27 protein-coding genes are annotated in these 21010 nt (G+C 64.8%); 15 read left to right on the top strand and 12 right to left on the bottom strand.

The features are described 5' to 3' along the window. The first annotated feature begins 16 nt into the window (after positions 1-16). Entirely contained in the window at positions 17-1096 is a 1080-nt protein-coding gene (gene purM / locus MSTE_RS03425) for a phosphoribosylformylglycinamidine cyclo-ligase (protein WP_030094234.1), read from the top strand. Between the two features lie 21 nt (positions 1097-1117). On the opposite strand, the gene MSTE_RS03430 is transcribed toward purM, so the two are convergent. Further along, positions 1118-1297: a DUF3073 domain-containing protein gene (locus MSTE_RS03430; protein ID WP_030094235.1), complete on the bottom strand. Its 180-nt coding sequence runs from the start codon at positions 1295-1297 to the stop codon at positions 1118-1120. A 115-nt stretch (positions 1298-1412) separates the two neighbouring features. After that, positions 1413-2507, bottom strand: a complete 1095-nt coding sequence (ygfZ, locus tag MSTE_RS03435) for a CAF17-like 4Fe-4S cluster assembly/insertion protein YgfZ (RefSeq protein WP_096499007.1) — start codon at positions 2505-2507, stop codon at positions 1413-1415. Positions 2508-2544: 37 nt separating this feature from the next. Between ygfZ and MSTE_RS03440 the strand changes: the two genes are divergently transcribed. Next, positions 2545-3399: an aminodeoxychorismate lyase gene (locus MSTE_RS03440; RefSeq protein WP_096499009.1), complete on the top strand. Its 855-nt coding sequence runs from the start codon at positions 2545-2547 to the stop codon at positions 3397-3399. Positions 3400-3688: 289 nt separating this feature from the next. On the opposite strand, the gene MSTE_RS03445 is transcribed toward MSTE_RS03440, so the two are convergent. Further along, positions 3689-4306 carry a heme-binding beta-barrel domain-containing protein gene (locus MSTE_RS03445; RefSeq protein WP_096499011.1) on the bottom strand — a complete coding sequence of 206 codons (618 nt, stop codon included), beginning with the start codon at positions 4304-4306 and terminating at the stop codon, positions 3689-3691. Between the two features lie 215 nt (positions 4307-4521). Between MSTE_RS03445 and MSTE_RS03455 the strand changes: the two genes are divergently transcribed. Further along, positions 4522-5028, top strand: a complete 507-nt coding sequence (locus tag MSTE_RS03455; protein WP_096499013.1) for a hypothetical protein — start codon at positions 4522-4524, stop codon at positions 5026-5028. 135 nt (positions 5029-5163) lie between these two features. After that, positions 5164-5529 (top strand): hypothetical protein, encoded by a 366-nt coding sequence (locus MSTE_RS03460; protein WP_408645900.1) that lies wholly within the window; start codon positions 5164-5166, stop codon positions 5527-5529. A 45-nt stretch (positions 5530-5574) separates the two neighbouring features. Here the strand turns inward: MSTE_RS03460 and MSTE_RS03465 are convergent, their stop codons facing one another. Beyond that, positions 5575-6228, bottom strand: a complete 654-nt coding sequence (locus tag MSTE_RS03465; RefSeq protein ID WP_096499017.1) for a response regulator — start codon at positions 6226-6228, stop codon at positions 5575-5577. A gap of 125 nt (positions 6229-6353) precedes the next feature. Here MSTE_RS03465 and MSTE_RS03470 point away from each other — a divergent pair, with 125 nt between their 5' ends. The 4 genes from MSTE_RS03470 to MSTE_RS03485 all read left to right on the top strand — a co-directional run bounded on the left by MSTE_RS03470 (position 6354) and on the right by MSTE_RS03485 (position 10005). Beyond that, positions 6354-7817, top strand: a complete 1464-nt coding sequence (locus MSTE_RS03470; protein ID WP_096505385.1) for an ATP-binding protein — start codon at positions 6354-6356, stop codon at positions 7815-7817. A 333-nt stretch (positions 7818-8150) separates the two neighbouring features. Beyond that, on the top strand, positions 8151-8798 hold the full coding sequence (locus MSTE_RS03475; protein WP_408645852.1) for an MspA family porin: 648 nt from the start codon (positions 8151-8153) through the stop codon (positions 8796-8798). A gap of 18 nt (positions 8799-8816) precedes the next feature. After that, entirely contained in the window at positions 8817-9395 is a 579-nt protein-coding gene (locus tag MSTE_RS03480) for a hypothetical protein (RefSeq protein ID WP_096499021.1), read from the top strand. A 40-nt stretch (positions 9396-9435) separates the two neighbouring features. Continuing rightward, positions 9436-10005: a hypothetical protein gene (locus MSTE_RS03485; protein ID WP_096499023.1), complete on the top strand. Its 570-nt coding sequence runs from the start codon at positions 9436-9438 to the stop codon at positions 10003-10005. Positions 10006-10106: 101 nt separating this feature from the next. Here the strand turns inward: MSTE_RS03485 and MSTE_RS03490 are convergent, their stop codons facing one another. The 7 genes from MSTE_RS03490 to MSTE_RS25790 form a co-directional block, all read right to left on the bottom strand. Further along, positions 10107-10412: a DUF1416 domain-containing protein gene (locus MSTE_RS03490; RefSeq protein WP_096499025.1), complete on the bottom strand. Its 306-nt coding sequence runs from the start codon at positions 10410-10412 to the stop codon at positions 10107-10109. Positions 10413-10414: 2 nt separating this feature from the next. Continuing rightward, on the bottom strand, positions 10415-11248 hold the full coding sequence (locus tag MSTE_RS03495; protein WP_046252538.1) for a sulfurtransferase: 834 nt from the start codon (positions 11246-11248) through the stop codon (positions 10415-10417). Between the two features lie 30 nt (positions 11249-11278). Then, positions 11279-11752, bottom strand: a complete 474-nt coding sequence (locus MSTE_RS03500; protein WP_096499027.1) for a DUF4395 domain-containing protein — start codon at positions 11750-11752, stop codon at positions 11279-11281. Positions 11753-11821: 69 nt separating this feature from the next. Beyond that, positions 11822-11908, bottom strand: a complete 87-nt coding sequence (locus MSTE_RS25785) for an Ms5788A family Cys-rich leader peptide (protein ID WP_353615267.1) — start codon at positions 11906-11908, stop codon at positions 11822-11824. A gap of 10 nt (positions 11909-11918) precedes the next feature. Beyond that, positions 11919-12338, bottom strand: a complete 420-nt coding sequence (locus MSTE_RS03505) for a thioredoxin family protein (RefSeq protein WP_162291551.1) — start codon at positions 12336-12338, stop codon at positions 11919-11921. A gap of 44 nt (positions 12339-12382) precedes the next feature. Then, positions 12383-13180 carry a mannan chain length control protein LmeA gene (lmeA, locus tag MSTE_RS03510; RefSeq protein ID WP_030094250.1) on the bottom strand — a complete coding sequence of 266 codons (798 nt, stop codon included), beginning with the start codon at positions 13178-13180 and terminating at the stop codon, positions 12383-12385. Between the two features lie 81 nt (positions 13181-13261). Next, positions 13262-13402: a hypothetical protein gene (locus MSTE_RS25790; RefSeq protein ID WP_408645854.1), complete on the bottom strand. Its 141-nt coding sequence runs from the start codon at positions 13400-13402 to the stop codon at positions 13262-13264. Between MSTE_RS25790 and MSTE_RS03515 the strand changes: the two genes are divergently transcribed. The 7 genes from MSTE_RS03515 to MSTE_RS03545 all read left to right on the top strand — a co-directional run bounded on the left by MSTE_RS03515 (position 13337) and on the right by MSTE_RS03545 (position 20247). Further along, positions 13337-14137, top strand: a complete 801-nt coding sequence (locus MSTE_RS03515) for a winged helix-turn-helix transcriptional regulator (protein ID WP_408645901.1) — start codon at positions 13337-13339, stop codon at positions 14135-14137. The two genes, MSTE_RS25790 and MSTE_RS03515, sit on opposite strands and share 66 nt — an antisense overlap. 20 nt (positions 14138-14157) lie before the next feature. After that, positions 14158-15051, top strand: coding sequence for a mycothiol synthase (gene mshD, locus MSTE_RS03520; RefSeq protein WP_096499032.1), 894 nt, complete (start codon positions 14158-14160; stop codon positions 15049-15051). Between the two features lie 168 nt (positions 15052-15219). Beyond that, on the top strand, positions 15220-16359 hold the full coding sequence (pstS, locus tag MSTE_RS03525) for a phosphate ABC transporter substrate-binding protein PstS (protein WP_096499033.1): 1140 nt from the start codon (positions 15220-15222) through the stop codon (positions 16357-16359). Between the two features lie 78 nt (positions 16360-16437). After that, a complete protein-coding gene (gene pstC, locus MSTE_RS03530) occupies positions 16438-17514 on the top strand; it encodes a phosphate ABC transporter permease subunit PstC (RefSeq protein ID WP_096499035.1) in 1077 nt (358 codons plus the stop codon). After that, entirely contained in the window at positions 17511-18419 is a 909-nt protein-coding gene (gene pstA, locus MSTE_RS03535; RefSeq protein ID WP_096499037.1) for a phosphate ABC transporter permease PstA, read from the top strand. The genes pstC and pstA overlap by 4 nt, the downstream gene beginning before the upstream one ends. Positions 18420-18429: 10 nt before the next feature. Beyond that, positions 18430-19206, top strand: coding sequence for a phosphate ABC transporter ATP-binding protein PstB (gene pstB, locus MSTE_RS03540; RefSeq protein WP_096499039.1), 777 nt, complete (start codon positions 18430-18432; stop codon positions 19204-19206). A 114-nt stretch (positions 19207-19320) separates the two neighbouring features. Next, the gene (locus MSTE_RS03545) at positions 19321-20247 is read left to right on the top strand and encodes an NADP-dependent oxidoreductase (protein WP_096499041.1); all 927 of its coding nucleotides are present in this window, start codon (positions 19321-19323) and stop codon (positions 20245-20247) included. Between the two features lie 4 nt (positions 20248-20251). Here the strand turns inward: MSTE_RS03545 and phoU are convergent, their stop codons facing one another. After that, entirely contained in the window at positions 20252-20929 is a 678-nt protein-coding gene (gene phoU, locus MSTE_RS03550; RefSeq protein WP_096499043.1) for a phosphate signaling complex protein PhoU, read from the bottom strand. Positions 20930-21010: the final 81 nt, after the last annotated feature.

Below are 21010 nucleotides of genomic sequence, written 5' to 3' on the forward strand. Positions count from 1 at the left end.
TAGCCTAAGGCCCGATATGAGCGAGCGAGCCGACAAACCCAGTAACTCGTACGCCGCGGCCGGTGTGGATATCGAAGCCGGCGACCGGGCGGTCGAGCTGTTCAAGAAATCCGTCGCCAAGACCCACCGCCCCGAGGTTCTGGGGGGTATCGGCGGCTTCGCCGGGCTGTTCGCCCTCAAGGGCGGGTACCGCGAGCCAGTGCTCGCGGCATCCACCGATGGCGTCGGCACCAAGATCGCCGTCGCGCAGGCCATGGACAAACGCGACACCGTCGGCCTGGACCTGGTGGCCATGGTCGTCGATGACCTCGTGGTGTGCGGGGCTGAGCCGCTTTTCCTGCAGGACTACATCGCCGTCGGCAAGGTGGTGCCCGAACGCGTCAGTGAGCTGGTCGCCGGCATCGCCGAAGGATGCGCCATCGCGGGCTGCGCACTACTCGGTGGCGAGACCGCCGAACATCCGGGTCTGATGGCTCCCGATGACTTCGACCTGTCGGCCACCGGTGTCGGCATCGTGGAAGCAGACCGGGTACTGGGACCCGATCGAGTGCGTCCGGGCGATGTCGTGATCGCGATGAGGTCCTCGGGCCTGCATTCCAACGGGTACTCGCTGGCTCGGCACGTGCTGCTGGAAATCGACCGGATGGACCTGTTCGGACAGGTCGAGGAATTCGGCCGCACCCTCGGCGAGGAGCTCCTGGAGCCCACCCGCATCTACGCCAAGGACTGCCTGGCGCTGGCGGCGGAGACCGAGGTACGGACCTTCTGCCACGTCACCGGTGGCGGACTCGCGGGCAACCTTGCCCGGGTCATTCCCGACGGATTGGTCGCCGAGCTCGAGCGCGGTAGTTGGACCCCGGGACCGATCTTCGCGATGATCGCCCAGCGCGGCCGGATCGAGCGCGCCGAGATGGAGAAGACCTTCAACATGGGCGTCGGTATGGTCGCCGTCGTCGCCCCCGAAGACGTGGACAGGGCGCTGGCCGTCCTGACCGCACGGCACATCGACTGCTGGACCCTTGGCACGATCAAGAAGTCGGGCAAGGATTCGGGCAGCGAAAATGCGGTGCTGGTGGGCCAGCACCCGAGGTTCTAGGGAGAAGCGATACCTGGAGCCTTAGCGGCGCCAGGCGTCCTCGTCTTCAGTCCAGCGATCGCCGGTGCGGTCATCGTCCGGCTGAGATACCGGAGCCCCCGAAAGCTCACGGCGGAGTTGCTCGAGATCCGTGTTAGGAGAGCTGTATTTCAGCTCGCGAGCAACCTTGGTCTGCTTTGCCTTTGCCCGGCCGCGGCCCATGGGGGAACCCCCTCGCGCAATAGCGGAGCGGCCCGATTTCAGGGCGGCTCCGGTGGAGTTTGTTTATCGATCCTGACGATAGTTTAGCGTGCCGATCCACCAACTGCTGCACGCCCTAACTGCCCGGTTGAGCCGAGCCTTGTCGCAGACGGTTGATTGCCTCGCGTCCAGCCTGCTGACCATGCAGTTCGGGCAGTAGATCGAGGTCGATCGCGGCCGCCGCCGGCCCGGCCGTGAGGGGGGTCGGATCGCCCTTGGCGAGGGCCTCGACCACCGGGCGTTTGAGTAGAGCCAGGGCTATGGGGCCCAGGTCGACATGGTCGACCACCGAGCCCACCCGGCCCACGGAACGGCCTCCGGCCGCCACGTCGTCACCGGTGGATGGGCGATCCGCAGAGCCATCAAGATGTAGCAACACCAGCACTCGCGGTGGCTTGCCCAGATTGTGTACCCGAGCCACGGTCTCCTGCCCGCGGTAGCAGCCCTTGGCCAGATGGACGGCTCGTGGATCGTCTTCGATCGCGATCCAAGACACCTCGTGCGGGATGGTCCGCTCATCGGTGTCGAGGGTGAGTCGTGGCCTCGCGGCCGCCACGCGAAGCGCCTCGAATGCCCACAGCCCGGCGGGGCGTAGACCAAGACGTTCGGTGAGGTCGTGGCCGGAGGGAACCAGGAGGTCGAACGTCGCATCGGGCAGTGGCCACGGCATACGCCTGATGAGGCCGCCGCCGGGCAGCGCGACCGCGCGGTCGAATTCGGGGAGCGTCGTGATGCCCAGCTTTCCGGCCAGGGCGGAGGTGTCCGGTCCCAGCAGGGTGAAGAGCTTCAGATCAGACGACGAGACCTCGACTTTCGCCCAGAACACCATCTTGGTGAGGAAATCCCTCAGGGCCTGGCCTCGCCATGGCTCGGTATCCAGGTACGTGACGCCGTCCAGATCGGTTTGCACCCAGTGGTCCTCGATACGCCCCTGCCCGTCGAGGCTGAGGTTCTCCCGCGTCTGGCCGTCCTGGAGATCGGCGACATGCTGACTGGAGATCGTGTGCAACCAGCTCAGCCGTTCGGCGCCGGTCAGGGTGATGACGGGGCGCGTCGATCGATCGACGAGAACGGCGCCGGTCAGGGCGGCCCGCTGCTCGCCGAGGGGGTCGCCGTAATGCCACACCGCACCGGTGTCGGGGTTACCTTCAGGGACGTAGATGGCCGTCATGATGTCTTCAACTCTACGACCGCTAATCTCATTGCCCATGGCGGTAGCGGTGCTGGTCACACTCGACGGTGAAGTGCACGACCCGACGGTGCCGTTGCTGTATGCCGATGAACTTGCCGCCGTTCGTGGCGACGGCGCGTTCGAGACGCTGTTGGTGCGAGGCGGTGTCGTCTGCAAGCTGGAGGCGCACCTGGACCGGATGGCGGCATCGGCCGCAGCGATGGACCTATCCGAACCTGATCGGTCCTTCTGGCGTACGGCGGTCGAGGTCGGTGTGCGGCAATGGAACTCGATATCGAACGCGGATGCGATGCTACGCCTGGTGTACACCCGTGGGCGTGAAAGCGGCGGGGGCGCAACGGCATATCTGACCATCGCGCCGGTGCCCGAGCGATCGGTGCTGGCGCGTCGCGATGGCGTCTCGGTGATCACTCTGGATCGTGGGCTGCCCGCGCAACCCGCCGAGCCACTGCCCTGGCTGCTGTCGGGGGCCAAGACGTTGTCCTACGCGGTCAACATGTCCGCCCTGCGGTACGCCGAAACTCAAGGGGCTCAGGACGTCATCTTCGTCAGTTCGGACGGATACGTGCTTGAGGGGCCGCGCTCGACGGTCATCGTGGACACCGGTGATGCACTGGTCACCCCTTATCCCGAGCACGGAATCTTGCACGGAACCACTCAGCGCGCGCTCTTCGAAGTGGCTGCGGCCGAGGGCATCCCATGCCGGTACGAGGCCGTGAAGCCTGCCGATCTGGTTGCTGCCCAAGATGTTTGGATGCTGGCCAGCATCACGCTTGCGGCCCGGGTGCGTACGCTCGATGGTGCCGACCGTCCTGCGGGGCCGCTGGCGGAGCGGCTGCCCGAGCTGGTCGACAAGGCCATCACGCTCTAGTTCTGCTCGCTGGAGAATAAATCGGTTGTCGCGCACTCTCTTGCGTCGTACCGTCGTCGGTACACAAGGAAGGAGGTGGTCCGACACATTGATTGCTTATTGGACATGTGAGGTGGCTGCTCGCTAGCTGCAGCCATGTGCTGCGGTGGGCAAATCCACGGCAGCCACCCGGCCCCCGAACCCTCGATTAGTCCGATCGAGCCGAACGGTTCGGGGGCCGCCCCCCTTTCCGGAGACGGCTGGAAAGACGTACCGAAGTACCCGGCTAGGAGAGACAGGCGGGCAAGCTCTAGCCCACGAATCGCGACAACCGCGCCGACAGATGCGGTGCCAGGCCGCCGTCGGCGCCCACCCGCTCCTCGACATAGGCCAGGTCCCCGCCGTCGACGATGCCGTACAGACGCTTGGCCCCGCCGATGAGTGCTCCGGACTTACTCCGGGCCAGGGCATCGGTGACCAACTCCCAGGACGAGGCGTTGCGCGGATAGCCATAGAACAGCTCGACGAAACCCGCGGCATGTGCCAGCACCATTTCGATGGCCTGCTTTTCGTCGGGATCATCGGGATCGGGCGCGAACCGCCAGAATCCGCTCTCGCGCAGGGTCAGCCGCTCGAAATGTCCGTCGGCATCCAGACGCCATGAGCGCGAATCCCACGTGAGATAGTCGCTGCCGTCGTGCGCGACGATGATCTGCTGTCCAAAGCGGTAGTCGCCGTCGTCATCCCTGCCTTCGCCCTCGCCGCGCCACACCCCGACCAGAGGCAGCAGCGCAAGCATCGCCTGGTTGAGGTCCGGGCCCTCGCGCAGGTTCGCGGTATCGGCAGGGGCGGGAAGGTCTTGAAAGGTGGGGACGTTCCGGCCCACCGATGGCCGCGGCTCGGCGGCGGTCGGATCTGGTTCCGTCACGACTCGTCGGTGATCAGCCGGTACAGCGCGTACAGCGCGAACCAGGTGATGACGAGCACCGCGGCCACCAACATGATCTCGAAGAAGAGCACCACGGAATGGGAGCTTACCTGGGACAACGGTGTGACCCACAACTCGCCGGGTAACGTCGGATCCAGCTACCACGATGGAAGGGCGTGAGGATCTTGCGGAGACGATTTTTATCTGCGTTTTTCATGCCCTTTGCGGCGTCTGTGGGGCTTGTGGCGGCGCCCATAGCGAACGCGCAACCACCCAAGTTTCCGGATGTCGACTCCTATCCCGCGGTCGACCTCGGCGACTACCGGGTGATCGGCGCGCACCCGAGCATGTCGGGCTGGGTGTTCAGCACTCCCGGCGGCCTCACCTGCCAGATCAACATGATCGCGGATCTGGGGGTGTCGTGTACCGGGCGGATCGTGGGGGCCGGTGAGGGCATGAACTCGGTGGCGGTGTCCTTGGCCAAGCCGGGTCTCATCGCACAGTACGACCAGACGCCCGACGATCGCGCCTACCCGCTGTTGCCCACCGGGTCCAAGATCTCGCCGGGTAACGGCGTTGTCTGTGCGGTCCTCACCGAAGATGCGTTGGCGTGCCGGGCCAAGAAACCCGATTCCTGGGCCAAGGACACTCCGGATCCGCCGGACCGGCATTACGGCGAGCACGGATTCGTCGCGCAGCCCTCCGGCAGCTGGTCCTACTAGCGCACGCTGCCGATCTTTGGGGGTAATCCCCCATGAATATTGGGTGTCCGTCTGGATGCCGGCCGCCGATGCACACAGGACGATTGCCGGGTGGGCGTCGTGAATAGGAAATCAACTGTGTGGCAATCAAAAACAATTCTCCGGGGCATCGGTATGGGTGTGGTCAGTCTCGCGCTCGTGGTGGCGACGCCAGGTCTCGCGTATGCGGCGCCCGACAAGCCCACCCCGGTGCCGTCGCCGAACCACGATGGCGAATGGCTCGACGGAGGCATGGCCCCTTCCGAAGCGCAGCAACCGCGCGACAGTGCCGGTGGTTGGGTCGACCATCCCGACGGCACCGGGCCACAGTGCATGGACAGGGGCGTCATCTGCCGTACGGGAATCTGGTACCCCGACCAGGTTCAGAGTCAACGCGGTCAGCCCGAATGGGCGCAGCTGCCGGACGCCACCGGTCCCGAATGCGAGAACCCGGGTGTTGTCTGTGGAAACACCGCGTCGTAGATCGGGCGGAAAGCCTTCTGGGACAGTCCATTTACTGGGCCGGCGTCAGCTTCCTGCCAGGAAGGTGATTACCGCCAGCACCCTGCGGTGATACTCGTCGGTTTCGGTGAGATTCAACTTCGTCATCACATTGTGGACGTGCTTTTCGACGGTGCTCTCGGTAATCCAGAGTCTGCGGGCGATACCGGCATTGGAATAGCCCTCGGCCATCACCCCCAATACCTCCCGTTCCCGTTGACTCAGCGCATCGATCGGGTGATCCTGGCGGCGCGTCACCACCAGCTCTCTGACCAGTGCCGGGTCCAGTACCGCGGCCCCGCCGGCAATCCGGTTCAGTGCGTCAACGAACTCCGCGACATCGCCGATGCGGCTCTTGAGGAGGTAGCCGCGTCCGCCGCCGGTGGCCACGAGCTCGATCGCGTACTCCGCTTCCACATGTGCGGAAAGGACCAGTACCCCGATTCCAGGGAACTCCCTGTGTATCGCCCGGGCCGCGTCGAGTCCCTCCGTGGTGTGCGTCGGCGGCATCCGGATATCCGTGACGACGAGGTTGGGCCGTTGAGCCCTGACCAAAGCCATCAGGTCGACGGCGTCGCGCGCCTGGCCGACAACCTCGAAATTCGAACGGTCGAGAAGGCTGGCGATCCCTTCACGAAGGAGCACATCATCATCGGCGATTACCACCCGCAAGGCGACCACAGCGACAGGGTAGCCGCGCAACCTGCGTGGCTATATTCGAAGGGGCGGGACGTATCTGGGTCCCGGAGGTAAGGAAGTTTCCCGACGTGACCCCGATCATCTCGACGCTGCCGCTGGGGCGGTCCATGGTGGCCGGCGACGCGGTCGGCGATGACCGCCGTGCGTCATCCCCCAGATTGCGAGGGTGGCTGACCCTGCCTTTCCGGCCGGGTGCGCCCCCGTCGGCAACCCTGGGAATCCTGGTGGCCGCAGGCTTTCTCGTCTCCGAAACCGTGGCCGCGCTGCTGCTGCGGCAAATCGCGCCCACCGAGCGCATGGGCACCATCTACCTTTTGGGCATCTTGGTCGTATCGGCCATCTGGGGTCTGCGGCTCGCGGTGCTCACTTCCATTGCCAGTGCCATCACGTTCGACTACGTACGGGATTGGCCGAACGGCCACGTGCTGTCGGTCGAGCTGCAAAACGGCGTGGTTCACGTGATTTTCCTGGTTGCCGCGCTGGTCGCCAATGGGCTGGCAAGTCTGGCCCGTGCTCGCACCAACGAGGTCGAGGCGCGCCGTCGGGAGGCGGCCGCTATCGCCGAACAACAGGCCGGGTTGCGCCGGATAGCGACGCTGGTCGCGCGTGAGGTAGCGCCGGCGGAGGTGTTCGCGGCGTTGGTCGACGAGATGGTCCATTGTCTGCACGCCGATACCGCGGTGCTGTTGCGCTACGAGGCGGGCAACAACGTCACCGTTGTCGCGGCCTCCGGCGGCGGGGGAGTGGGCCACGTCCCGGGAACCCAGCTGGCTCTGGACGACGATGTGCCTCCCGAAGAGGCACTGGGATTCGGTGCCGGCTTGTGTACCCCGATCCGTGTCGGCGGGAGCACCTGGGGGGCCGCGGTTTTACGGGGGGACGGCCTTGAGGTTGCGCCCGTCAACGATTTTGCCGATCTCGCGGCTACCGCCATCGCGAATGCTCATACCCGAGAAGAACTCACGGCCTCTCGCGCGCGGATCGTGACAGCAGCCGATGAGGCACGCCGTCGTCTGGAGCGCGACTTGCACGATGGTGTCCAGCAGCGCCTGGCCTCGCTGCGCCTGCGGCTCGGCATGGTGGCGGCGGAGCTGCCGGTTGGTGTTCCGGACCTGGCCAACCAGCTCGCCGAATTGAATGCCGGGTTGGTCGGCGTCGCCGAAGATCTCCAGGAATTCTCGCGCGGCGTTCACCCGGCGATCCTGTCCAGCGGCTTGCGGCCCGCATTGTGCACGCTGGCGCGGCGCTCGGCTGTTCCGGTCACCATCGAGGTGAATGTCGACGGCGCCGTTGGTGAGTCGGTCGAGATGGCCGCGTACTACGTGCTGGCGGAGGCACTTGCCAACGCCGCCAAACACTCCGCGGCCAGTGGGGTGCAGGTTTCGGTGCGATGCGAGGGGGCCAATCTCTGTATGGCCATTCGCGATGACGGGGTGGGTGGAGCCAATCCTCGTAAAGGTTCGGGACTCGTTGGTCTGACCGACAGGGTCGAAGCGCTCGGTGGGCAATTGAGCGTGTCCAGCCCCGTCGGACGCGGCACGGCCCTGGACATTTCGATTCCGATCCGCTGATTGGGTTGCCGCCGCTCATGTGAATGGGGGGAAATCCCACCTGCCCAATAGCGGCAAACCACACCAAATTCCGCGTTTAGTCTCCGTTAACCGAGATTCGAGGCGGCGTTAACTGCTCTCTAGCTAGATGAGACCCGTTCAGTGGGAAAGCGTCTATCAGGCAATTAGCGCAGTTTTTAGTAAGGGTATGTTTTGCGAATCTTGCCTGATGAAACGGCGGATTGTTTCCGAAGCATGAACTCGAATTGCGACTGAATTATGTCTGTCTAAATGGGCGCTTCGCATTGACGTATTGCAGATGTCAAAACCATTGGAAAGGGCCACATGGCGGGAATGCTGGATCGATTTACACGCGCTGCATGTGTGGTGGCAGTGCTCTGCTCCGTAGCGGCAGTGGAAGCGCCCGCAGCGTCAGCAGAACCGGTGACCATGCTGCCGGAGGACCTGGATCAGGTGACACCGGACGGCTGGCGTATTCATCTGAACAGTTACAACGAGGTCGTCAACTCGATCCCGAACCTCGCCAATGCCACGAACTCGCGTGAGGCCTTTGTCAACCTCTACTCCTCGGCGACCGTCAGCGGCGGGCAGGGCTCGATCCTCGACAGCCTCTTCATCATGGGATACCAGTTGGGCTGTCAATCCGACGTGTCCAGCGGTCTGCAGTTGGGTGGTGCCGTTTCCGGAGGTGTGAGCGGAACGGGCTCGCTGGGGTCGAGTAACTCCATCGGTGGCTCGGCGGGAGCAGGTGCCACGGGATACGTACAGACCGATCTCGAGCCCGGCGTCATCGTTGATCTGCCGATGTTGAACATGGCGCTCAATCCGGCGGGCCGGGCAACATTGGATGTGACGAACCTGCATGTCAAGGTCGACGCGTGTGGTGGGGACGTCACCATCCGGTCCTACGGCTACCTGCGGATCTCGACCACCAGTGCCCACTCCTCGTATGCCATCTATGGCGAACCCATCAAGATCTAGACGAGGACGGTCACCCCAATGGCATCACACATGAGTAAGGGCACGGGACTGCTCGTCGCTCTCCTGGGCGCGGGTCTTTTCCTCGCGCCAAACGCACTCGCAGCCCCCTCGCCACCCGTCCCTCCGGGGCCGCCGCCGGGGTACGACGGGCTCCCGTACCACAACATGCCGGGCCGGATCGGTCACCAACCCGGCGCCTACACCTACATCCTCGGCTTCTGGATGCGGCCGCGCCGCGTCCTCGACGCGGCCGGCACCAGCGCCATGAGCAACACCGATTCGGCGTCGGCCGAGTACGGAATGCCCGGCTCCGAACTCGGCGTCGAACCACTGCGTAACTCGACGCTGGGGGTCGCGCCGGGTGTGCGGCCGGAATCGCCGATGGACTCGATCGGTACGCCTGATCCATCCGCCGGCGTGGTGCCTGGTGCCAGCGCGCCAGGCGGTGCCCCAGGTGGCCTGGAAGATCCCGTCCCGGGCGCCCATCAACCATCACCCGCTGCCGACAGCGAGTCCGTTCAGCCGAAGGACAACGGAACCATCGCGCCCGGCTCACTCAACAGTGGACCGGACCTCGGCCCCGCAACATCGCACTGAATTGTCCTGCACCGCAATCCAACACGAGGTATCTGAGAGTATGAGAGCACGCATTCGCCAGGCCGGGGTAATCGCGGCGTTCGTGGGCGCCGGCGTACTCGGCGCGCCCATCGCGGCGGCCGACCCGTCTGTTCCGGGAGACCCCACCGGGCAGATTTACACACCGCCCGGATACATCGGCTATTACCCCGGTGTCTATGGGTTGCAGTCCATTTGGTCGTTGACTCCGCCACCCCGGGTCCGCGACGCCGGCGGCACCAGGGCCATGACCAACGCCGACCCCATGTCATCCCACGTCGGTATGCCGGGCGATCGGCTGGGCGTGCAGCTGAAGCATGTGACGGTCAAGCCACATGAAGCCGGTCCGCTCGGTCAGGTGTTCGGCGCCCGTCCGTCGGCGCCCATGCAGCGGACCGACGCACCGGAGGCCGCCGGAGGTACCGCGCCGGGGGTGACAGCTGCCACTGGCCGGCAGAACGTCCCTACCGGGCAGCCTCTCGGACTGGAGAATCCGGCTCCCACGGGGAGCGCACCGGATACGCCAATGCCAGGCCTAGAGGCGCGGCAACCGGCTCGGAGCGCGGCCGCCGCACCGGATACCGCGAACTGAATCCGGCGGGCGGTCTGCTACTGACACGAAAAGGCACCCAGGTACGTGATCCGGGCTGAATACGTACCTGGGTGCCTTATCGAGCTAGAGCGGAAGGCCGCTCAGCTTTCAATCTTGATGTCGACCTCGTGGATGCCGGCGCCGGTCGAGCTCACCGTCGCGGTGCCGTTCCCGGCCGAGGACAACGCCCGCAGCGTCCAGTCGCCCGGTGCGGCGAAGAACCGGAAGTCGCCTGTCGCAGACGCCACCACCTCGGCGGTGAACTCATCGGAGGAATCCAGCAGGCGCACAAAAGCACCGCCCACCGTCTGGCCGTTGCCATCGACCACGCGGCCGGTGATCACGGTTTCCTTCTCCACGTCGACGCCCGCCGGAATGGCCAGGCCCTGCTTCGGTGCACTGCACATAACTAGCTTCCCAACTCGATCGGGGCTCCCACCAGAGAGCCGTATTCGGTCCAACTGCCGTCGTAGTTCGTCACGTTCTGGTGTCCCAGGAGTTCCTGCAACACAAACCAGGTGTGCGAGGAACGCTCACCGATACGGCAGTACGCGATGGTTTCCTTTTCACCGTCCAGCCCCGCGTCGGCGTAGAGCTTGGCCAGCTCTTCATCTGACTTGAAGGTGCCGTCTTCGTTGGCCGCCTTGCTCCACGGGACGTTGATGGCGCCTGGGACGTGCCCGGGGCGCTGGCTCTGCTCCTGGGGGAGGTGCGCGGGAGCCAGGATCTTGCCGGAGAACTCGTCAGGCGAGCGCACGTCGACCAGGTTCTTGGCACCGATGGCGGCGATCACCTCGTCGCGGAAGGCGCGAATGGAGTTATCCGGTGCGGCGGCCTGGTAAGACGTCGCGGGCCGGGAGACGGTATCGGTGGACAGCGCGCGGCCGTCCAGCTCCCACTTCTTGCGGCCGCCGTCGAGGAGCTTGACGTCCTGGTGTCCGTACAGCTTGAAGTACCAGTAGGCGTATGCGGCGAACCAGTTGTTGTTGCCGCCGTAGAGGACCACGGTGTCGTCATTGCCGATGCCCTTGTCGGACAGCAGCTTCGAGAACTGCTGCTGGTCGACGAAATCACGCTTGACCGCATCCTGCAGATCGGTCTTCCAGTCCAGCCTGACGGCGCCCTCAATGTGGCCGACGTCGTACGCGCTGGTGTCCTCGTCCACCTCCACGAACACAGTGTTAGGGGCGGAAAGGTTGTCTTGCGCCCATTGGGCGGAGACCAGTACGTCAGAGCGTGCCATGCAGGGGTTCCTTCCGGTGGTTGTGTCGGGTCACTGAGCCGACGGTTGTGTGCGGCGAAAACGGGTGACGAGAGGGTACAGCTGGCAGCCCAGGCAGATGTCGAAGGCGGCGTTCAAGAAGGCGGCGCCCAACGCGAACGCCGTCGCGATCAAGCCGAGCAATGTGAGGCCGGTGGCGAACCCGATGGTTCCGACCGCGGCGAAGGTGAAGCCCAGCAGTTGGGCGAACTGCAGCGGCGGGATGGGCTCGCGTTCGGTCACCGGGCTCAGCCTGGGCTGAATCAGCGTCCGGAAGATCGTCCCGTAGGGGCCGCGATGCGGCCCGAGCAGCGCGCCGATCGCAAAGACCACCGCTTGAAGTCCCAGGATCACCGCGGCCGCCACCGGCGATACGGCAGATACCGCCAGGGTGATGATGAGAACAGTGGTGGTGACCCAGGCGACGAAGCGAGGTCCGCGAACGTCAACCTGAGTGATTGGGGGCGTTGAGTTGGCAGTGGTCATGGGTTGTTGTGCTCCTAAGGGTGGCGGATATGGCTACACCTGTTACGGCACACTCGAAGGTGGCCGCGATTAGCAGCAACAACAGCAGCAGCCCGCGACGCGGCACAGATCGACGGCGCGTCGTTTGGTGAGCATCGGCTCAAGGCGGGCTTGCACGGCGACGAGTTTACCCCGGCTGCGTCATGCCTTGCAGGGCAGTGCGCAGGTCCGCGGCCTTCGGCACTCCGGAGACCCGATATGCCTGCCGTCCGGTGGCATCGAAGATGAACGTGGTCGGCAGTGACAACACCGACAGGGCGCGGGCCGCGTCGGGGTTCGCGTCGATATCTACCTCTATGTGCGCCACCTCGGGCTGCTCGGCGGACACCTGGTCCACAACGCGACGAACCGCCGCGCAGGGGCCGCACCACACCGCGCTGAAGTGCACGATTGTCGGTCCGGTGGCGGAAAGCGCGATCCCGGGCGGGGCCTGCGCATCGTCCGTTCCGCCGGGGCCGGCGCGTAGCTTGCCGGCCTTGCTCTTGATGGCGACCGCGATGAGGCTCGACGCCAGCAGCGCGACCGCGATCGCAATGACCGCGGTCACAAGTGGCGATGAGCCGCTCGCCTGAAGAGCGGACAAACCTGACGTCATGACTGCTTGAACGCGTCCAGGGAGATGGTTACTCCCTTGGCGATACCTTCGATGATCACATCTGATCCACGTGCGCCGACCGTTGTTGGTTCGATGGCGAAGGGGAGCTTCTGCCGTGGGACCACCTTGGTGAACGCGGCGAATACACCTGCCTGCTGTTCCTCCGGCACGTCGCGGTCGGCCGTTCCCGGGCCCGTGACCACGGATGTGGCGACGAACTGAAGGTCTGTCTTGTCGCGTCCTCCGACGGAGACGTCGACGGACACGGTCACCTTATGTTGGAAATCACCCGTCTTCGGGGTGCCGGTGAACAGCAGGCCGGTTCCGGTGGAGATGCCCGATTCGGTGGTGCCGCCGGTGGCGTCGTTCTGTTCTTTCGGAGGTGGTTCGACGGCGAGGTCGTTGATTCCCATGAATCGACCCAGGTGATTGGAGTCGATGATGATCCGGCTCTCTACCCGATCCACACGCAGCGGCGAGTCCGGCCGTATCAACCAGGACGCCTGGGAGATATCGATGCCGTGCAGCGTGCCTTCCAGCGTTGCCTTACCCGTCTCCGCGTGGTCCACGCCGTGCGCCTTGATCTCAACTTCCTTGTACCGGTGCGCCAGAGCCTGGGGAATGAACGGGAACACCAAGATGGCGACGGACGGATCGGAGCTCAGATTCGCCTCGGCGCGCAGGGTCCGGGACAGCCGGTATTCGGCGTAAATCGCAAATCCGAAATCGGTGCCGGTGGCCACGATTGCCAGTGCACATACCGCCGCGATAGTGGCGATCAGGGGTTTGCGCATCTGCACATTCTGGCGTACTCCCGCGCGTTCGCGATTCTCGGCCACGGACTGTTGGTGTTCACGCAAGCGCCTCATCCACGCTTACAAGCAGGTGGCGCGGTACATTATGGAACACCTGGAGACCGAAGCACCCGGGTGTTGGAGGGCTCGTTGGACCTGTTGCTGCTGACCGCTGACCCGAATCCGGACGCGGTGCTGCCGTCCTTGTCGCTGCTCGCCCATACCGTGCGACCGGTGCCCAGCGAGGTGTCCTCGCTGTTAGAGGCGGGCTCTGCCGACGTGGCGATCGTCGATGCGCGCACCGATCTGGCGTCGGCGCGCGGACTGTGCCGACTGCTGGGCGCGGCCGGATCCTCGGTTCCGGTGGTCGCCGTGGTCAACGAGGGCAGCCTGGTGGCAGTCAACGTCGACTGGGGTCTGGACGACATCCTGCTGCCCGGCACGGGTCCCGCCGAGATCGACGCGCGGCTGCGCCTGCTGGTGGGGCGCCGCGCGGGTGCGGTCAACGTGGAGAACGCCAGCAAGGTCGTGCTGGGCGAACTGGTCATCGATGAGGGCACGTACACCGCGCGGTTGCGTGGCCGCCCGCTCGACCTCACCTACAAGGAGTTCGAGCTGCTCAAGTACCTGGCGCAGCATGCCGGCCGGGTGTTCACCAGGGCCCAGCTGCTTCAGGAGGTGTGGGGATACGACTTCTTCGGCGGCACCCGCACCGTGGACGTCCATGTGCGACGGCTGCGCGCCAAGCTGGGCGGTGAGTACGAATCGCTCATCGGTACCGTGCGCAATGTCGGTTACAAGGCGGTGCGCCCGCCACGCGCGAAGGGCGATGCCGGCGGATCCGAGAGCGCCGGTGCCGTGGACCCTGACGGCGACGCGGAACTGGACAACGACGTGGATGATGACGGCGCCGATGAAGACTTCACCGCCGAACCTGGGGCGCGCAACGCGGGCTGAATCACGACTAGCGTGACGGTATGACCGAATGGGTCCCGCTTCTTGATGATCAGCGCCAATTGCAGATACGTGAGTTGATTGTCGAGGCCACCCGCGTCGACGGCATTGCCCCGGTGGGGCAACAGGTGCTGTGGGAGCTGCGTGGAACCGGGGCCAAGCATCTGGTCGCCGAGGACGGTGACGATGTGGCGGGGTACCTGAATTTGGTGCTGCCCGAGGAGGCGGCCGCCGACGAGAATGCCACGGCGATGGCCGAATTGGTGGTTGCGCCAGGGGCGCGACGGCGCGGAATCGGTTCGGCGATGATTCGGCAAGCCCTCGCTGAGGGCGGCGACAGCACCCGTGTCTGGGCGCACGGCGACCTCCCGCCCGCCCGGGCACTGGCCGACGCGCTCGGGCTGGTCGCGTTGCGGCGACTGCACCAGATGCGCCGCCCGCTGGCCGATCTGCCCGCCATCTCCGCCGATGCGAGTGTTGTCATCCGTCATTACGCTGGGCCACAAGATGATTCGGATATTCTGCAGGTCAATAATGCCGCGTTCTCCTGGCATCCGGAGCAGGGAGGATGGGGTCAGCACGATCTGTCCGCCCGGTTTGCCGAACCGTGGTTCGATCCGGGTGGATTGTTCCTCGCACATGATGCGCAGACGGGCGATCTTCTCGGGTTTCATTGGACCAAAACGCATTTGGACAAGCCCGGAGTGGGCGAGGTATACGTCGTCGGCGTTGACCCCGCCGCGCAGGGCCGGGGACTGGGCCATCTGCTGACTTTGGTGGGGCTGCACCACCTGGCTGATGCCGGTCTGAGCACCGTGTTGCTGTACGTCGAGTCGGACAATGGCGCGGCGCTGCGGACATATGAGCGGCTGGGATTTGCGGTATTCCACACCGACGCTGCATACGGTCGGGTCTGACAAGGCTTTTACCTGCGATAACGACCGGACTGTCAAGTCTGTGAGTTCACTTTCCGTTCACCTGCGGTCGGGTGCCCGTCCATCGTCTGCCTTTAGTTTCCGGGGTGCGCGTAGAAGATCCACCCCCATCACCCGTCTTCCCATCATTCATGCGAGAAAGCGAGAGCCGTGAACCTCAAGGCCGTGAATCTTAAGAGCACCGGCACCACGATCTTCGCGGCAGCCGCCGCGGTCGCCTTGACCGCCGGCCTCGCCGCCTGCGGTAGCGACAACACCACCGGAGGCTCCTCCTCGAGCGCGTCGGGCGCTGCTTCCGGTTCGGGCGAGTGTGCGGGCAAGGCCAAGCTGAGCGCCGAGGGCTCCTCGGCCCAGAAGAACGCCTTCGACATCTTCGCCAACGAGTACTCGACCGCGTGCTCCGGCAAGTCGATCAACTACAACCCCACCGGCTCGGGCAAGGGGCGCGATAACTTCATCGCCGGACAGGTCGACATCGGCGGCTCCGACTCGGCGCTGTCCGAAGAAGAAGCGGGCAAGGCAAAGGAGCGTTGCGGCGGCAACGAGGCATGGAACCTGCCCGTCGTCTTCGGACCAATTGCCTTGGCGTACAACGTTCCCGGTGTCGACAAGCTGGTTCTGAACGCGGATGCGGCCGCCAAGATCTTCACCGGCGCCATCACCGCCTGGAACGACCCGGCCATCGCCGCCCTCAACCCGGGCGTGACGCTGCCGGACACCAAGGTCACCCCCGTGTACCGCAAGGACAAATCCGGTACCAGCGAGAACTTTGGCAAGTACCTCACCACCGCGGCCCCGGAGAGCTGGACCAAGGGCAGCAGTGGCACCTGGGAGGGGGGCGCCGGTGAGAGCGCCGAGAAGTCTTCGGGTGTGGCCGAGAAGGTCAAGGCTCTGCCCGGTGCCATCACCTACGTGGAGAAGGGCTACGCCGACGACCTGAAGATGCCGTACGCCCAGATCGACAGCGGTGCCGGCGCCGTCGCACTGACCCCGGAGACCGCCGCCGCCTCGGTGGAGACCGCCAAGTTCGCGGGCGAGGGCAATGACCTCAAGCTGGACCTGGCCTCGATCTACGGGACCAAGACCGCGGGCGCCTACCCGATCGTGCTGGCCACCTACGAGATCGTCTGCTCCAAGGGCTACAAGGACGCCGACGTCGCCGCCGCGGTGAAGTCGTTCCTGACGGTCGCGGTGAACCAGGGCCAGAAGGGTCTGGCCGATGTCGGCTACGCCCCGCTGCCCACGCAGTTCAAGTCCCGTCTGGAGACGGCCATCAAGGCGCTCTCCTAGCAGCTGATTCGTCCCCACCCGGTGAGCCTTGGTGACCCGGGTGGGGACGTACCATCAACGACATAGACAGCGAGTTCAATGAGCAGCCAGACCAGCGGGATCGATCCCGTGGGGGTAGCGCGTCCGGCGGGTCTTGACGGATCGGTCTTCGAGGAGAAGCCACAACCCATGAGCGACGAGGGCGACCATCAGCCACCCGCCAAGTCCACCAATACGGCCACCAAGACGGTCACCCGTCCCGGCGACCGCATCTTCTCCGGACTCGCCAAGGGGTCAGGTGTATTCGTTGTCGCGCTCATCGGTCTGGTGGCTGTATTCCTGATCCTGCGCGCTGTGCCGGCGCTGAGTAACGACGACGAGAACTTCTTCCTCTACAACGGGCCGTGGCGCACCGACGACACGGCGCACATGCAGTTCGGTGTGCTCGATCTGTTCCAGGTCACGGTCTTCGTCTCGGTTTTCGCGCTGTTACTCGCCATGCCGGTGGCTCTCGGCATCGCGATCTACCTGACCGAGTACGCACCCGCGCGGGTGCGTGGGCCGCTTTCCTACGTCATCGACCTGCTGGCCGCGGTGCCGTCCATCGTCTACGGTCTGTGGGGCATCTACGTACTGGCACCGGCGATCGCGCCGCTTGCCCTGTGGCTCAACAGGAACCTCGGGTTCATCCCGCTCTTCGCCGACAGTCCCGTGAACATCGGAGGCGGCGGCAACCTGTTCACCGGTGGCATTGTGCTGGCGGTGATGATCCTGCCGATCATCGCGGCCGTGACGCGCGAGGTCTTCATCCAGACCCCCAAGGGGCAGATCGAGGCCGCGCTCGCGTTGGGTGCCACCAAATGGGAGGTGGTGCGTACCACCATCATTCCGTTCGGTACCTCCGGATACATCAGCGGTTCCATGCTGGGGCTCGGCCGTGCACTGGGCGAGACCATTGCGCTGATGCTGATCCTGTCGGGCACCTCGGTGGCGTTCGGATGGTCGCTGTTCGACAGTGGAAGCACCTTTGCAACTCATATCGCTTCCAACGCATCGGAATTCAACAATGAGCTGGAGGCCGGCGCATACATCGCAGCCGGACTGGTGCTGTTCGTGCTGACATTCCTGGTGAACTCGGCGGCCCGAGCCGTCGTCGGCGGAAAGGGCCGGGCATGACCGCGACTCTCGACAGGCCTGTGAAGGAACCCGCCTTCCATCCGCTCTCGGGCAGGCGCAAGGCCACCAACGCTCTTGCCACGGTCTTGGTCTCGGCCGCGGTGCTGATCGCCCTGATCCCACTGGTGTGGGTGCTGTACACGGTGTTCGATCGTGGATTCAGTGCCATCCTCAGTGCGGACTGGTGGTTCAAATCGCAGAACATGATGACCAACCGGATCGCGGGCGGCGGCGCCTATCACGCCATCGTGGGCACGCTGTTCCAAGGTCTGTTCTGTGCGATCATCTCGGTGCCCATCGGCATTTTCGTGGCCATCTACCTGGTCGAGTACGGTGCCAACTCCCGGTTGGCCAAGCTCACCACTTTCATGGTCGACATCTTGACCGGTGTGCCGTCCATCGTGGCTGCGCTGTTCATCTACGCCCTGTGGGTGGCCACGCTCGGGCTGCCGCGGTCCGGTCTTGCGGTCTCGCTGGCTTTGGTGCTGCTGATGATTCCGGTGGTGGTGCGTTCCTCGGAGGAAATGCTCAAGATCGTCCCGAATGATCTGCGCGAGGCCTCCTTTGCGCTGGGCGTGCCCAAATGGAAGACCATCGCGCGCATCGTGCTGCCGACCGCACTCTCGGGTGTGGTCACCGGTGTGATGCTGGCGCTGGCACGCGTCATGGGCGAGACCGCGCCGCTGCTCGTGCTCGTCGGTTACAGCAAGCTGATCAACTACGACATGTTCGGCGGAGAGATGGCCTCGCTGCCGGGCATGATGCTCGATCAGCGCAGTGGTTCGGTGGTGGGCCTTGCCGAGTCCCGGCTCTGGGGCGCCGCTCTCACCCTCATCTTGTTGGTCGCGATTCTCAACGTGGTCGCCAAACTCATTTCGCGTTTCTTCGCGCCCAAAAAGGTCTAGGAAGGTAGTCATGGCCAAGCGTCTCGATCTCAAGGACGTCAACATCTACTACGGCAAGTTTCACGCCGTGCAAGATGTCGCGCTGTCGGTTCCGCCTCGCAGCGTGACGGCGTTCATCGGCCCGTCCGGTTGCGGCAAGTCGACGGTGCTGCGCACTCTCAACCGGATGCACGAGGTGACACCGGGTGCCCGTGTCGAGGGTTCGGTGCTGCTCGATGGAGCTGACATCTACGGTTCCGGGGTTGATCCGGTATCGGTGCGTAAGACCATCGGCATGGTTTTTCAGCGGCCAAATCCGTTCCCCACCATGTCGATTCGTGACAACGTGGTTGCCGGCCTGCGGTTGCAGGGTGTGCGCAGCAAGAAGACACTTGACGAGGTCGCCGAGCGCTCACTGCAGGGCGCCAACCTATGGAACGAGGTCAAGGACCGTCTCGACCGCCCGGGTGGCGGGCTTTCCGGTGGTCAGCAGCAGCGTCTGTGCATCGCCCGGGCCATCGCCGTGCAGCCGGATGTGCTGCTGATGGACGAGCCGTGCTCGGCCTTGGACCCCATCTCCACGCTGGCCATCGAGGATCTGATCTCCGAGCTCAAGCAAGAGTTCACCATCGTCATCGTCACCCACAACATGCAGCAGGCCGCTCGCGTCAGCGATCAGACCGCGTTCTTCAACCTGGAGGCCGCCGGCAAGCCGGGCATGCTGGTGGAAATCGATGACACCGAGAAGATCTTCTCCAACCCCAGTCAGAAGGCCACCGAGGACTACATCTCCGGTCGCTTCGGCTGATCCAGATCGCACGATTGGCGCCGAGTCTGCATCTCACGACGGTTTTGTGCCTCGAGACGCCGTGAGACGCAGACTCGGCGGAATACCTCGGGCCGTGCCGCTGTCTTAGTCGGCATGACTAAGGCAGTGCAGTTCGACCAGTACGGCGATATCGACGTCCTTCAGGTGCGTGAGGTACCGCGTCCGGTACCTGGGCCCACTGATGTGCTTGTGCAGGTGCGGGCGGCGGGAATCAACCCCGGCGAGGCGAAGATCCGTACCGGGGTGCTGCACGATCGGTTCCCTGCGACCTTCCCCTCCGGGCAGGGCAGCGACCTGGCAGGTGTCGTGGTGGAGGTTGGCCACAGCGTGGCGCGTTTTGCACCAGGGGACGAGGTGTTCGGCTATACCGACGATCGGGCCAGTCACGCGGAGTTCGTCGTCGTTCCGGCGAGCCAGCTGGTGACCAAGCCCGAGAGTCTGTCGTGGGAGGTGGCGGGCAGCCTCTTCGTCGCGGGTACCACCGCCTACGCCGCGGTCGGCTCGGTTGATCTGGCTCCGGGCGACGTGGTGGCCGTTTCCGGCGCGGCGGGGGGAGTGGGCACGATCGCCGTGCAGCTCGCCAAGGCCGCTGGTGCGACCGTGATCGGTATCGCCGGGCCGGGTAACGACGAGTGGCTGACCGCGCACGGCGTCATCCCGGTCAACTATGGCGACGGGCTGGCAGACCGCATCAAGGCAGCAGCGCCCGAGGGGCGGGTCGACGCCTTCCTCGACCTCTTCGGTGGCGGCTACGTGGAGCTGGCGCTCAACGAGCTTGGAGTGGAGCTGCGGCGAATCGACACCATCATCGATTTCGCGGCGATCGAGCGATACGGCGTGCAAAGTGTGGGAAACGCCGAAGGCGCCTCCGCGCAGGTGCTTGCGGAGCTGGCCGCACTGATTGTCGACGGAAAGCTGGATGTGATTGTCGCGCAGACATTTCCGTTGGACGAGGTGCGCGGCGCGTACGAACTTCTAGAGCGGCAGCACACCCGGGGAAAGATCGTTTTGGTGCCGTAGCCGCTCAGAGCGACGTCAGGTGATCGTGACCCTGTCCCTCTGGCGGCAGGGTGCCGGTCACCTGGAAGATGACCCGGCGGGCGACCTCCACCGCGTGGTCGGCGAAGCGCTCGTAGAAGCGGCCCAGCAGCGTCACGTCGACGGCCGCGGCCACTCCGTGCCTCCACTCACGGTCCATCAGGACGGTGAACAGATGCCGGTGCAGGTCGTCCATCGCATCGTCTTCTTCATTGATGCGGGCGGCCTTTTCCGGGTCGCGAGTCAGTAGCACTTCTTGCGCGCTATTACCCAAATCGACTGCGACTCGGCCCATCTCGGCGAAGTACCCGTTGACCTCTTCGGGCAGGGCGTGCTGCGGGTGGCGGCGCCGGGCGATCTTGGCGACATGCAGGGCCAGAGCGCCCATCCGGTCCACGTCGGCGACAATCTGGATGCTGCTGACAACCTCGCGGAGATCTCCGGCCACGGGAGCTTGCAGGGCCAAGATGGCGAAGGCGTTCTCCTCGGCGGCGGCGCTCATCGCGGTGATCTGTTCGTGGTCGGAGATGACCTGCTCGGCGAGGACGAGATCGGCCTGCAGCAGTGCACGAGTGGCCCGCTCCATGGCGGTTCCGGCCAACCCACACATCTCCCCCAGCTGTGCCGATAGTGAGGACAGCTGCTCCTGAAACGCGGTACGCATGGATCAAGCCTACGGACCCGCCGTCGTTGAGTCATGGCCCTGGCGTGAACGGCGAGTGAATGCCGCCACAGGTTCCGTGGA

This window comes from [Mycobacterium] stephanolepidis, assembly GCF_002356335.1.
Classification (GTDB): Bacteria; Actinomycetota; Actinomycetes; order Mycobacteriales; family Mycobacteriaceae; genus Mycobacterium; species Mycobacterium stephanolepidis.